Annotated in this window: 11 protein-coding genes; 10 read left to right on the plus strand and 1 reads right to left on the minus strand. The window is 49.8% G+C overall.

From position 1 onward, the window contains the following. The first annotated feature begins 14 nt into the window (after positions 1-14). The 10 genes from ABEW34_RS22105 to ABEW34_RS22150 all read left to right on the plus strand — a co-directional run bounded on the left by ABEW34_RS22105 (position 15) and on the right by ABEW34_RS22150 (position 11769). Complete coding sequence (locus ABEW34_RS22105; protein WP_430161456.1) at positions 15-917, plus strand: helix-turn-helix domain-containing protein; 903 nt, start codon at positions 15-17, stop codon at positions 915-917. Between the two features lie 32 nt (positions 918-949). Further along, positions 950-1969, plus strand: a complete 1020-nt coding sequence (locus ABEW34_RS22110; protein ID WP_430161457.1) for a zinc-dependent alcohol dehydrogenase — start codon at positions 950-952, stop codon at positions 1967-1969. Between the two features lie 4 nt (positions 1970-1973). After that, the gene (locus ABEW34_RS22115) at positions 1974-2795 is read left to right on the plus strand and encodes a sugar phosphate isomerase/epimerase family protein (protein ID WP_430161458.1); all 822 of its coding nucleotides are present in this window, start codon (positions 1974-1976) and stop codon (positions 2793-2795) included. A gap of 123 nt (positions 2796-2918) precedes the next feature. Next, positions 2919-3050, plus strand: a complete 132-nt coding sequence (locus tag ABEW34_RS22120) for a YjcZ family sporulation protein (protein WP_235533354.1) — start codon at positions 2919-2921, stop codon at positions 3048-3050. Positions 3051-3133: 83 nt separating this feature from the next. Next, positions 3134-3244: a YjcZ family sporulation protein gene (locus tag ABEW34_RS22125; RefSeq protein WP_430161459.1), complete on the plus strand. Its 111-nt coding sequence runs from the start codon at positions 3134-3136 to the stop codon at positions 3242-3244. Positions 3245-3496: 252 nt separating this feature from the next. Further along, positions 3497-4570, plus strand: coding sequence for a CobW family GTP-binding protein (locus ABEW34_RS22130; RefSeq protein ID WP_430161460.1), 1074 nt, complete (start codon positions 3497-3499; stop codon positions 4568-4570). Between the two features lie 274 nt (positions 4571-4844). Further along, complete coding sequence (locus tag ABEW34_RS22135; protein ID WP_430161461.1) at positions 4845-5324, plus strand: hypothetical protein; 480 nt, start codon at positions 4845-4847, stop codon at positions 5322-5324. 546 nt (positions 5325-5870) lie between these two features. Then, complete coding sequence (locus ABEW34_RS22140) at positions 5871-8342, plus strand: EAL domain-containing protein (RefSeq protein ID WP_430161568.1); 2472 nt, start codon at positions 5871-5873, stop codon at positions 8340-8342. Positions 8343-8560: 218 nt separating this feature from the next. Further along, the gene (locus ABEW34_RS22145; protein ID WP_430161462.1) at positions 8561-9574 is read left to right on the plus strand and encodes a LacI family DNA-binding transcriptional regulator; all 1014 of its coding nucleotides are present in this window, start codon (positions 8561-8563) and stop codon (positions 9572-9574) included. Next, positions 9574-11769, plus strand: a complete 2196-nt coding sequence (locus ABEW34_RS22150; protein WP_430161463.1) for an alpha-galactosidase — start codon at positions 9574-9576, stop codon at positions 11767-11769. The genes ABEW34_RS22145 and ABEW34_RS22150 overlap by 1 nt, the downstream gene beginning before the upstream one ends. A gap of 184 nt (positions 11770-11953) precedes the next feature. On the opposite strand, the gene ABEW34_RS22155 is transcribed toward ABEW34_RS22150, so the two are convergent. Next, positions 11954-12928, minus strand: coding sequence for an aldo/keto reductase (locus tag ABEW34_RS22155; protein ID WP_430161464.1), 975 nt, complete (start codon positions 12926-12928; stop codon positions 11954-11956). Between the last annotated feature and the right edge of the window lie 316 nt (positions 12929-13244).

Consider the following 13244-nt stretch of genomic DNA (forward strand, 5'->3'; position numbering starts at 1 on the left):
GGAGGGGCTAGCGGATGGCATTTTCGGCAGCAGCATTAAAAGATATTTCCCCATTCGTGCGTTTTGTTAAAATCACCAAATCCGCCGAGCTATCGGGCGAGTGGTTGGATTATGACCATGTGTTTACATTTATCGAGCAGGGAAAGGCCGATTTTATTTTAAATGGCGTGCGCTATCAACTCGGGGAAGGGGATGCGATAGTTATGCCGCCGCTGATGACGCATTTCATTCGCTCCACGTCGAGCGAGCCGCTGATTCAGTATATTTTTCACTTTGATTTATACCATGATGATACACGCAGCCGTTGGCAGTCGATTGGCATTGTGACAGGCGAGCAGCAAGTCATTCCAGAGCGTGAGCAATTACTGCAAAGCCTGCATCCGGTTTCCGCCATCAGCGGGCCCGACCGCATGGAGCTGAAGAGGCTGTTTCTCATCATGCGAAAAAGATTCATAGAAGGCGGCGCTACTAGCGAGCTGGAGCTTAAGGCAATCGCACTGCAGCTGCTTGTGCTTTTTCTGCGCAATCAAAGCGGGCATGAGCGTCAAGAAGGCACACAGGCGAAAGCGTGGGCGCCGATCCAGCAATGCATTGACTATATTCAGCAGCATTACGCCGATCCTGAACTGGATAATGATCGCATAAGTGAGCAGTCGGGGCTGTCGGCTGGCTATTTATCCAACTTGTTTAAAGAGCAGACGGGTGTCACGCTTCATAAGTATTTGACGTATGTGCGCATTGAGCATGCCAAAAAACGGATTATGGCGGGCAAAGAGACGTTGACCGCGATATCGGCGGGCAGCGGATTTTCGAGCATTCATCATTTTAGCCGCATATTTAAACGCGAGGCGGGCTTGACGCCTAGCCAATTCAAGGCTGAAGCCTCCGGTCCTATCCGGAGCCTCATAAGCGGATAGTCCAACCATTATATAACGGGAGAGTGCGTCTCATGAAAAACACACAGATTGAGTTTACAGCCCCATGGAAAGTGGAAGTAAAGCAGGAGGAGCTGCAAGCCCAGGTTCCAGAGCTTACAGGCAATCAGGTACTGGTGAAAAAGCATTATACGCTCATTAGCCCTGGCACAGAGCTCGCCTGTCTTTCCGGAGGCGAAAGCTGGTTCCCTATGCCTTCTGTGCCTGGTTATGCGGCAGCAAGTGAAATTGTGGCATTGGGGCCAGAGGCGGCTGAAGGCTTCCAGATTGGCGATATGGTGTTCCATTACGGCAAGCATTCCCATTATGAGCTGACGACGACAAGCGGGGTGTTTCTTAAAGTGCCGGACAGCTTGCCGCTGGCTTGGGCTCCTTTTACACGAATGGCTACGGTAGCGATGACAAGCACGCGAGTATCGTCGATTGAACTGGGCGATTATGTAGCGGTGACGGGCCTTGGCCTAATTGGCAATATGGCCGCGCAGCTGGCCGGACTTCAAGGCGCTTCGGTTATTGGCATTGATTTAGCTGCAAAACGCAGAGATCTCGCGAAAAATTGCGGCATCCAGCATGCCATTGAAGCAGGCGCGGATACGCATAAGCAGGTTATGGAGTTGACGGGCGGCAAAGGCGTATCTACACTTATCGAAGCGACCGGAGTACCGCAAGTTATTTTGGACAATGTAGCGCTTGTCGGCCAATATGGAGAAGCGATTCTGCTCGGCAGTCCAAGGGGAGAACTGCAAAGCAATGTAACCGATTTGCTGAACAGCATTCATTTGAATGGTCGCGGCTGTGTGACGTTCAAGGGAGCGCATGAATGGCGTTATCCGCTAACGCCGGAAGCTTTCGTCAAGCATTCCCTTGTACGCAATTCTGAGGTCGTATTCCGCCTCATGCAATATGGCAAGCTGCAGATCGAGCCGCTCATTAGCCACATCATGAGTCCTGCTGATGCACCTGCTGCCTATGAAGGATTACGCAGTAAAAAAGATGAATATTTAGGTGTGCTATTTAACTGGGAAGAGGTGTAGGGGAATGATTAGAGGATTAAGCAAGTCGGGATTAGGCTCCATAACAGATGAACAGCTGATTGCAAAAGCTTCAGAGTATGGATTTGGCGTCGTGGATATCGATGCCAAAGCGCTTGTAGAAAAGCATGGGGAGCAAGGAGCAGTGAGGCTGCTGTCTGACCATCAGGTGACTTTAGGCTCCATAGGGCTGAATGTTGAATGGCGCGGCACGGATGAGCAGTTTCGGGAGGGCCTGAAGCAGCTTCCGCTGCATGCGGCAGCTGCGGCAAAACTGGGATGTACAGCCTGCTGTACGTACATTTTGCCTTCGACGGACTACAAATCAGCCCTATTTACAGCGCTTGCGGTATCTCGCTTGCGCCTAATCGCCGACGTTTTGGACGCGTATGGCATTCGGTTTGCGCTGGAGTTTGTCGGGCCGCATCATTTGCGGACGGCATGGGCGAACCCTTTTATATGGACGGTTGAGGAGACGCTTGCTCTTATCTCGGCGATTAATCGGCCAAATGTCGGCTTGCTGGTGGACGCCTATCATTGCCATACGACGGGCTTTACGCCGGAGCATTTGCGGAGCCTCAGAGCTGATCAGGTCGTTCACGTTCATATTAATGATGCCCGCGATCTGCCTGTCGATGAGCTGCTCGATAATGACCGTCTATACCCTGGTGAAGGGATTATTGACCTGAAAGGCTTTCTTGCCGCGCTCGCAGACATCGGCTACAAGGGGCCAGTTGTACAGGAGATATTGACCCAGACTGCTCCTGAAGGAACAGCAGATGAGCTGCTAAGCCGCTCCAAAGCCGGATTCGACAAGGTTTTTGCATAAAAGGCTTCTTAAGCCAGCAGGTCGCCTGCGAACAAGGCAAAAGCACATTTCTTGCAAGCGCCTATACCGTTTCCCCTTTTTGTCCATAGGATACTGTGTACTTTAACCAAAGGAGATGGACAAATGAGCTACAATGTGGCGAACGCTGGAATTGGCTGTGCCCCTTGCGGTGTAGGCGGAGCATTCACAAGCGTAGGATCGATTCTTGTACTTTTCATCCTGCTTGTTATTATTACTCGCGCTTGCTGGCTATAGTACAGTTATAGGATCAGGCGGCTCGGCGCCGTTTAGGAGCCAAGCTGCAGGAACGTATATCTGAACAAAAAGGAGTTGAACAAATGAGCTACAATTTAGCAGGTGCAGGCTACGGCTGCAGCCCCTTTACTAACGTAGGAGCGATCCTTGTCCTTTTCATTCTACTTGTTATCATCACTCGCGCTTTCATCTAATGAATAAATGTTGATGTCTGCGGACATGGCTCATAACTTTATTAGGTTTTGCATAATCGCTGCAAGCTATTTCGTTCAGACCGCTAGCTTTCCTGAGCGTGCAAAATCATGAAATAGGCTTAATCGTCCCGGAGCATCCCGCGCTCCGGGCTTTTACATAGCTGGGGCCGTTTTTAAGGTGCGAAAACGTAACTATTTCGATATAATAATGCTTATGTAGAAGGACAATAATGGGATACGGGAGTTTTGGAGATGGAAAATAGCAAACCACCAGTACCGGTTTATTTGCTGACCGGGTTTCTCGGAAGCGGCAAGACGACACTGTTGAAACGCATGCTCGATTATTGGCAGGCTGAGGGCAAGAAAGCAGCTGTCATTATGAATGAGCTGGGCGATATTAATTTGGATGGACAAGAAGTCGGAGATGAAGTACCGATGGCCGAGCTGCTGGGCGGCTGTATTTGCTGTACGATTCGCGGCGATCTGAGCATGGAGATGAAGCTGCTGATGGATGAGCATCAGCCTGATATCATCGTCATTGAATCAACGGGCGCTGCGAATCCGATGGAGATTTTGGACGGCGTAACCGAAGCGGCCATGTATATGCGCATTGATCTGCGAGCGGTTATTACAGTTGTAGATGGCCCCGAGCTGTTAAAGCGTACACGTGCCGGCAAAGGACGGACGCTTAAGCTGATGCAGGACCAAATTCGCTGCGCGAGCTTTTTGCTGCTCAATAAGGTGGACAAGCTGGAGCCGGAGCAGTTGGTTGAAACGCAGCAGGCGCTGCGGGAGCTGAACGCCCACGCCCAAATCGTTGCAACGATGCGCTGCATTATAGACGAGTGGTCCTGGCTGGATGCTCAGCAACCGGTAATTGCAAGCTCCGCCGCCTTGCTGCCGCCTGCGAAGCAGGAGAGCGCTGAAGCTGTCCATACCTGTGGCCCCGGTTGCTCCCATGAGCATGATGAGGATCATCACCATCATACTCACGAGCATGAAGAGCAGCATGCGCACCACCACCATTCCCATGATCATGTCATGGTGCTGACCCATTATTTGCAGGGGCCCTTAGACAGCGTTCAGTTTGAAGCGCTGCTGAGAAGTTTGCCCGAGCATGTTTATCGGGCGAAGGGCATCGTGACCTTTACGGATACGGCGAGCCGCTTCTTGTTCCAATATGCCTATGGGGAAAGCGATTTTATGAAAATAACTCCGCAAGGCAAAGTTAATGATGTAGCTGTGTTTATAGGCGAGCATTTTTCCCGGGAAGAATTGATTACACAGCTTCAGCAGTTGGAATACGGCGCTTCATCTGAAGCATAAAGTGAGCCAGCAGTAAGAACGGGGCAAATGGGCGTTCTCCATACACATACAGCTAAATTTGCAGCAGCAGACGTCAGAGCAGAAGCTCTGGCGTTTTTTATGTTTATTCCGCTTTCCTCATGATTATGTTAAATCGTTGATGGACAAAATAACCAAGTAAAGGGGCTGAAGCGATTCTCCCTCTTGCATCAAGAACTCAGGCATGGCGATGAAGGATTCTAAAAATAGCCATTCCTTTCTTCGCTTTTGCTCAGCAGAAAGGTTGTGTCCAAGGATGAATAAGTCAAAAATAGTAAGGTCAGCAGCGGCATGCCTGCTCGCAGCAGCCATAGCGGTACCCGCGGCCTATGCCGCCGAGCCCGCCCAACAGCCTCAGGCGGAGGGACAGCCTGGCAAGCTGCCAACTGCCAAGGGCCATTTTCACGAGGAGCATAAAAAGCATCATCGTGAGCACGCGCTGGGCCACGAGCAGTATCGTCTTGCCAAGCTCCGATATATAGCTGAATATTTCGGCATTGCGGTAGAAGGCAAGACACCCGAGCAATTAAAAAGCGAGCTGAAGGAAGCGAAGGAAAAAGACCCAGCGAAGTGGGAAGCCTTTAAAGCGGAGCATCGGGCCAAGCGTTTGGAAATGCTGCGCGATGCAGCGAAGGAGTATGGTCTTGATACAGAAGGGAAAACCGCTGAGCAGCTACGCGGGGATATTCGCAAGTTTCAACGCTCCAAGGACACGGCAGACGACAGCAGGCGTTAAATTGGCCGTATTTTCTTGAAGCGTAGCCGCGCCGCCAAAAGATAGCAACAGCCGTTTCACCTTGAAATATAGGAAAGGATATTCAAACGTAATCCTTTCACTATATTTCTCGGACTGAAACGCGCTGTGCCGCCAAAAGATAGCAACAGCCGTTTCACCTTGATTATGTGTAAATATATAGCCGGTTTACTGTCGGATACAGGTTCAATATGCCTTCAAAAGCATAGCCGGAAAGCGCGAAAGCTCCCATCACATGTAGGGGAGCTTTCGGCTATAACAGGCAACGAGGCAGAGGGAATACAGATTTTTGAACGTCAGTAGCCAAGCGGAAATGGCGGGAAAACAGCTTTTTTTCAACAGATAGAGCAGTTAAATTGAGATTCGACAATAATTGTCGCAATTTGTCGTGGTAATTTAAAATATTAAATTAATTTGGCGTTGTGTTTGGATTAATGCGTCAAGTATACTAGAACTATATCATAATTTGGCAAAATTCGTCGATTCAATAAGCAGCTTCATTTGGAGGAGGATAGGCACTTGAAAACAATGAGGGTTGGTATTGCACATAAATTAATTTTCACTTTGGGAGCCCTCATGATCCTGTCTTTCACTTTGCTTGCTTCCATTCAATTAATGAAGCTTTACGACGTCAGCTTGCGTCAAGGTGAACTGGTTGCGCAAAATCAGTCCAATGCCTACACAACCAAGATGTCCATTGAAACGAACGATGCCTTGATTAGACTTGAAGGACTGCAGCAATCGTTGCAGCAAATGAAGGAATATAACAGGACTGACCGCTCGGAGGCAGTTAGGCTCATTGAAAATTTTGTGCGGGAACAGCCTTATATACTCGGTGTTTTTACGGTTTGGGAGCCTAATGCGTTCGATAATCAGGATGGGAATTTTCGCAACAAAAGCAGCTACGATGATGACACGGGACGTTTTGTCCCCTATATTGTGCGTCAAGGCGACAAGCTCGTAGCCTATCCTAATAAAAACTATGAGAAAATTGGCGAGGGAGACTATTACCAAATCCCCAAGCGAACAAAGAAATTCGCTTTAATGGAGCCTTATTATTATGAAATAAATGGCGAGCGGATTTTAATTTCATCATTTGTTTATCCGATTTTGAATGAGCAGGGCGAGTTTCTAGGTGTCGTTGGAGCGGATATATCCCTCGACATGGTGCAGCAGGAAGTGGAGAAAATCCGTCCTATGGGCGGCTACGCGACGATGATTACGGCTGGTGACAGCTACCTTGCTAATGGACTTGATCGCGCGCTGGTATCCAAGCCTTATTTGCCTTTGCCGAAGGGCGAATCGTTGGAGAAACTGAAGGAGCAGGCCATGACCATTATGTATACTTCCGACCCTAGGTTGGGCGGAACTGTAATGAGGCTGCTCAACCCGATACATATAAAGGATCAAACATGGTATTTTGAAACGATTATTCCGAAGAGCAACATGCTCAAGGACTATTATAAAGGCTTAAGCAATACCATTATCATTTCGCTGGTTGCTTTTATTTTCACAACGATGCTGATGATTTGGCTCATTCGCAAAATTGTGCTCCAAAACATCCGCAAAGTAGTCCATGTGTCCTCGGCGCTGGTGGAGGGCGATACCGACCAGAAGCTGGACATTGACACGAAGGACGAGTTTGAATTTATGGCGCAGCAGTTCAATCGCATGATTGATCACCGCAAGGCAAGCGAGGAATTAATCGAATTTCAAGCGACTCATGATTTGCTGACGGGCTTGCCCAATCGTTACGGCTATACGCGTCATATTGAGCAAATACATACTGTGCCTTACAGCAACAAGCAGGCAGCACTGCTGTATATCGATTTGGATCGCTTTAAAGTCATTAACGATACGCTCGATTATGCGATGGGCGACCAATTGCTAAAGCAGTTCGCGGACCGTCTCAAACAGACCGTTGGTTCTAATGGGCGGGTGTTCCGTTTTGGCGGAGATGAATTTGTTGTGCTGCTGAATGACGTCAATCATATGAATCCGCTGCTGCTGGTAGCTGATGATATTTTGTTTGCAATTGCCGAGCCTATACAATTGAATGACCGGCTTTTTTACATTACCGCTAGCATTGGCATTAGTTTGCAGCATGAGCTGACGGAGGAAACCGGCGACCGTATGGTCAAGGAGGCAGACACCGCGCTTTTTGTCGCCAAGAAGCAGCGCAATACAAGCAGGCTGTATTCCCCGTCGATGAAGGATGTTTCGAAGCGGGAGCAGGAGCTGGAAAATGGGCTGTTTCCTGCGCTTGAGGGCGAGCAGTTCGTGTTGTATTACCAGCCGAAGGTGGATTTGAAATCCGGACAAATATACGGAGCCGAAGCTTTGATCCGCTGGCGCCATCCTGAGTTTGGCATGATCTCGCCGCTTGACTTCATCCCGCTTGCCGAGAAGACGGGCTTCATTATTCCGCTGGGGGAATGGGTGCTTCGAGAAGCATGTAAACAAATCAAGATGTGGGAGCAGCAAGGCGTCACAGCGCTGACGGTCAGCGTCAATATGTCGATGCTGCAATTTCAGCAAAAGCATATCGTGGAGACGATCCAGTCCATTATTACAGAAGCTTCTGTCAGACCCGAGCAAATCGAGCTTGAGCTGACGGAGACGATTTTTATGGACAATCCCGATCACACGCTGAAAATATTGCGCGAGCTGCAGCAGCTTGGCATTCGTCTTTCTCTGGATGATTTTGGAACGGGTTATTCGTCCCTTAGCTACTTGCAAAACATTCCGCTGCATTATCTGAAGCTGGATAAATCATTTATCCATGACATTGTCTCGGATTTCAAGAAGCAAATGATTTTTAAATCGCTGGTCGTAATCGCACATAACTTGAATATGAAGGTTGTAACAGAAGGCGTCGAAACCGACGAGGAGCTGCAAATTATTCGCCAGCATAAATGCGATCTGGTGCAAGGCTATATTTATAGTCCGCCAGTTACGGCTGAGTGTTTCATCGAGCTTTACCACAAGCATGTATCTTAGAGCTTGTATGCCTTAGAGCTTGTATGCCTTAGAGTAGGTTAAAGAGTAGGATAAGCCAGTCATGTGTAAAATAAGGAAAGACTAGCAGGAGCTTCCCGTACGAGGGCAGGCTCTTTTTTCGTTCATGGAGGCAAAGCTTGTTGTGCGCCAAAAAATTTGCTAAAATAAAGCGAGAGTTATTTAGTAAATTTATTAACTAAACGAATGTGGTGGGTGAAATGGCAACGATTAAAGAAATTGCGGCTATGGCGGAGGTGTCTGCCGCGACGGTGTCACGTGTGCTTAACAACGATATGACGCTCGCTGTCGGCGAAGAGACGCGTGCGCGCATATTCGCGATAGCGGAAAAGTTGCAGTATAAGCCATCGCGTCTAAAACGGCTCAAGCAAGAAAGCCAGCGTTCACAGCTGCAAGTGGGCTTATTGCTGAGCTTTACGCTTGAACATGAGGATATAGATCCTTATTTCCTGTCCATTCGCAGAGGGATCGAGCGCCGTTGTGAGGAGCTCGGCATCGCCATCGTTAAAGTATGGCGCATTGGCGGAGCTATGGAGCCTCATCCGCAGCTGGATGGCCTCATTGTCGTTGGCGGGGTTGCAGAGCGTGACGTTCGGATGCTGTATGAGGGCGACAAAGTCGTCATGATTGACCATCTGGGCAAGCTGCGGCATTATGACACGGTCAACTTGAATTTTGAGCAGGCGGTTGAGGATGTTATGGAGCATCTGCTGGAGCTTGGACATACCCGCATTGGCTACATTGGTGGTGGAGTAGACCAAGCCGCCGACGAGCCGCGGCGCAAGCATATGCTGCGCCTGCTGGAGTCCCACGGTATTTTGCGTAAGGATTGGGTGCTTGCCGGGGAATGGACAACAGGCAGCGGTTATGAGCTGATGAATGGGCTGCTCGGCCTGGAAGAACGCCCTACCGCATGCTTTGTCGGCAGCGACCCCATGGCAATCGGTGCGCTTCACGCGCTGCATGAGCACGGTGTAGAGGTGCCGGAGCAAATGGCGATTGTCGGTTTCGATGACATTGAGGTATCGGCTTTCGTACAGCCGCCGCTAACGAGCGTCAAGGCGTATACGGAGCAAATGGGCAAGACAGCAGTACAACTGCTTTTGGAACGGATTGAAGGCCGCGAGGTTCCGCTGCATGTCATGATGAATACGACGCTAATGGCGCGTGAAAGCAGCGGGACAGCCGGTCATAATAAGGAGGCTAATGAATAATGGCTATTATTTTTGACGAACAAAATCAGCTTTTTCATCTGCAATCGAAAGAAACCAGCTATGTGATCGCGTTGGTGAAAGGCGCTTACCCGGCACATGTGTATTGGGGCAAGCGGGTACGCGGCAGCCAGCTCGGAAGACTGCTTGAGCTGAAGGAGCGCTGCTCGTTCAGTCCTTCAACAGAAGCGGATGATTTAAGAGTGTCGCTTGATACGCTTCCACAGGAATATCCGGCATTCGGCAACTCGGATTTCCGTTATCCGGCTTATCAAGTACAGCTTGCTGACGGAACGACGGTAACGGACCTGCGTTACGATTCCCACCGGATCGTACAAGGCAAGCCGGCGCTTGAAGGATTGCCATCTGTCTATGTAGAAGGCGAAGACGAGGCACAGACGCTTGAAATTACACTTGCCGACAGTTACTCTGGTCTTCGTGTCGTACTGCTCTATACCGTATTTGAATCGTATAACGCGATTACTCGCTCGGCTCGTGTCATAAATGGCGGCGAGAATACGCTGCAATTGCTTCGGGCGCTTAGTATGAGTCTGGACCTTCCGCATGACCATTACGATATGCTGCAGCTGTCTGGCGCATGGGCACGCGAGCGTTACATTCATCGGCGCCATCTCGAGCCGGGACTGCAATCGGTGGAAAGCCGCCGCGGCGCAAGCAGCCATGCACAAAATCCATTTATCGCGCTGCTGTCTGAAGGAGCAACAGAGGATTATGGCGATGTGTACGGTGTAAACCTTGTCTACAGCGGCAACTTTGTGGGCGGCGTTGAAGTTGACCAATACCATGCTGCAAGATTGTTTATTGGGATTAATCCGTTTGATTTCAATTGGAGACTGGAGCCGGGCGAGCAATTCCAGACGCCTGAGGCGGTACTTGTGCATTCCTCGGAAGGGCTGGGCGGCATGTCCCGCAGCTTCCATGATCTCTATCGTTCGCGTCTATGCCGCGGAAGCTTCCGTGACGAGAGCAGACCGATTTTGATCAACAACTGGGAAGCGACTTACTTTAACTTTACAGCGGATAAAATTGAGGATATTGCTAAGGTTGGCAAGGAACTGGGCATGGAGCTGTTCGTGCTCGACGATGGCTGGTTTGGACAGCGCAATAGCGACAATTCATCGCTTGGAGACTGGTTCGTTGACAAAAACAAGCTGCCGGGCGGTCTTGAGGATCTAGTAGCGCGCATTCGCAAGCTGGATATGCAGTTCGGCCTTTGGTTTGAACCGGAGATGGTATCGCCTAACAGCGAGCTGTATCGTGCTCATCCCGAGTGGTGTCTGCATGTCGAAGGAAGACGTCGTACAGAGGCTCGCAATCAGCTGATTTTGGATATGTCTCGTGCCGACGTTCGCGAATATATTGTTAAAACGATTTCGGATGTTCTCGCTAGCGCGCCGATTACGTACGTAAAATGGGACATGAACCGCAATATGTCCGAGATCGGCTCTGCACGGCTTCCAGCCGAACGCCAGCGTGAGACGGCTCATCGTTACATGCTTGGTCTTTATGAAGTGCTGGAGCGCATTACGTCAGCTTTCCCGCATATTTTGTTTGAAAGCTGCTCCGGCGGCGGCGGACGCTTTGATCCGGGCATGCTGTATTATATGCCGCAAACTTGGACGAGCGATAATACCGATGCCGTATCGAGGCTGAAAATCCAATATGGCACGAGCCTCGTTTATCCGATTAGCTCGATGGGCTCTCACGTATCGGCTGTTCCTAACCATCAGGTTGGCCGCAGTACGCCGCTTGAGACGCGTGGTAATGTGGCGCTTTCCGGCAACTTTGGTTATGAGCTGGATTTGACGAAGTTCACCGACGATGAGAAGGAAACGGTGAAAGACCAGATTGCGCTCTATAAAGAAGTCCGCCATCTCGTACAGTTTGGCGATTTCTATCGTCTGTCCAGCCCATTTGAAGGCAATATTGCCGCATGGATGTTCGTTTCGAAAGACAAGAGCGAGGCGTTTGCTGTCTACACCTCCGTCTTGCAGGAGCCGAATCCGCCGCTGAGCCGTTTTGTGCTGAAAGGGCTTGATCCAAGCCGCGATTATGTATGGCAAGAAAATGGCGAGACGTATGGCGGCGATGAGCTGCTGTATGCTGGACTTGCGACGCCGCAATTCCATAAGGATTATGCAAGCAAGGTTTATCGGTTCCGCGCTGTTGGCGTTTAAGCTGATGCACAGTCGCTCGTTGTCGTTTCGAGATAATGAATTATGAATGAGAAAAAAAGCTTCCGCCGCCACGAAAAGTGGTGCTGGAAGCTTTTTTGCGTGCAATTGGAGAAAGCGAGGTTTTCACGCATTTTTAATGATGAGCTATTTCTAAAATATATAAGTACCGTTGTTCTTATAATCCTTAAGGCAGCGCTTTGCCGCGCGAGCAGTTATACAGCCTGTACCATTCTTCGCGCGTTAAACGAAGCGTATTGGCATCTTTGCAGGCGAGGATACGCTTCGGATTGATTGAGCCGATAACAGGCTGAATGTTAGCGGGATGTCTCATCAGCCATGCGAGTACGATCGCTTCCCGCGTCGTATCTTTACGCTCCGCGAATTCAGCGACGAGCGCAGCCGTTGCAGCAACCGATTCAGGGCTGTCGCCCAGCGGCGCGCCGGAATAGATGCCTTGAGCGAGCGGGCCCCACGATTGCAGCTGAATATTTTCCATTCGGCAATACTCCAGCGTCCCTTCCGGGAAGACATTATCGCGTGCTGCGAGCTGGTTGACATGCAAACCTGTATCAATAAAACCATGCTTGAGCAAGCTAAGCTCCAGTTGATTCACGATAAACGGCTCATCCGTATAAGCGCGAAGCAGCTTAATTTGCCCTTGGCTCATATTGGAAACGCCGAATGCGCGAACTTTACCGGAAGCCTTGAGTTTCGAAATCGCGCTGGCTACTTCCTCTGGCTCAACAAGCGCATCTGGGCGATGCAGCAGCAAAATGTCGAGATAATCGGTTTGCAGCCGCTTCAAAATGCCGTCGACACTGCTTAATATATGGCTTTCTGAAAAATCAAAGCGCTGCGGATCATCATCACCGCCTTGCAGGCGAATCCCGCATTTGGACTGCAAAATCATTTGCTCACGCAGGCCCGGACGGTCCTTCAGCACTTGGCCGAAAACTTGCTCGGCTTTGCCGAACGTATAAATATCGGCATGATCGTACATATTGATGCCTATCTCCAGCGCCGCGTCCACGGCTTCATGGCCCTCTTTAAAGTGCTCGGCCTCAATCGGATTACGGTTCCAGCCGCCGCCAAAGCGCATGCAGCCTAGAACAAGCTGGCTCGCTTCAATGCCGCGTTTATGCAAAGGAATCGAACTCATACGTTTATCAACCTCCATGTAAGTGATTACATCACTTCCTATTATAATGCTAAATGGACAAGCGTACAGTGCTTATTGTTGAAAAAAGGAAAAGCAAAACGCCATTCTCCATGAGTCGAAGCCCATTTTTAAAAAAACGCCGTACCTCCTCGTCCAGCAAGGACGATCATACAGCGTGCTCTAATGTAAGCGGCTTATTAAATGCTTATTTCACCATAGCTTTCAGCACATCGTCAATGATTTGCCCATTGGCGATTTTGCCTTTGTACAGCCAGCTGCTGGACGAATCGAGCTCAATGACATTGCCTGCTTTGAC

It is taken from the genome of Paenibacillus algorifonticola, from assembly GCF_050481745.1.
GTDB classification, from domain to species: Bacteria; Bacillota; Bacilli; order Paenibacillales; family Paenibacillaceae; genus Pristimantibacillus; species Pristimantibacillus algorifonticola_A.

Excerpts from the sequence above, each read along its gene's own strand:
- ABEW34_RS22150 (WP_430161463.1), top strand. The coding sequence starts at position 9,574 with ATGGCTATTATTTTTGACGAACAAAATCAGCTTTTTCATCTGCAATCG.
- ABEW34_RS22145 (WP_430161462.1), top strand. The coding sequence starts at position 8,561 with ATGGCAACGATTAAAGAAATTGCGGCTATGGCGGAGGTGTCTGCCGCG.
- ABEW34_RS22105 (WP_430161456.1), top strand. The coding sequence starts at position 15 with ATGGCATTTTCGGCAGCAGCATTAAAAGATATTTCCCCATTCGTGCGT.
- ABEW34_RS22130 (WP_430161460.1), top strand. The coding sequence starts at position 3,497 with ATGGAAAATAGCAAACCACCAGTACCGGTTTATTTGCTGACCGGGTTT.
- ABEW34_RS22125 (WP_430161459.1), top strand. The coding sequence starts at position 3,134 with ATGAGCTACAATTTAGCAGGTGCAGGCTACGGCTGCAGCCCCTTTACT.
- ABEW34_RS22120 (WP_235533354.1), top strand. The coding sequence starts at position 2,919 with ATGAGCTACAATGTGGCGAACGCTGGAATTGGCTGTGCCCCTTGCGGT.
- ABEW34_RS22115 (WP_430161458.1), top strand. The coding sequence starts at position 1,974 with ATGATTAGAGGATTAAGCAAGTCGGGATTAGGCTCCATAACAGATGAA.
- ABEW34_RS22155 (WP_430161464.1), bottom strand. The coding sequence starts at position 12,928 with ATGAGTTCGATTCCTTTGCATAAACGCGGCATTGAAGCGAGCCAGCTT.
- ABEW34_RS22135 (WP_430161461.1), top strand. The coding sequence starts at position 4,845 with ATGAATAAGTCAAAAATAGTAAGGTCAGCAGCGGCATGCCTGCTCGCA.
- ABEW34_RS22140 (WP_430161568.1), top strand. The coding sequence starts at position 5,871 with ATGAGGGTTGGTATTGCACATAAATTAATTTTCACTTTGGGAGCCCTC.
- ABEW34_RS22110 (WP_430161457.1), top strand. The coding sequence starts at position 950 with ATGAAAAACACACAGATTGAGTTTACAGCCCCATGGAAAGTGGAAGTA.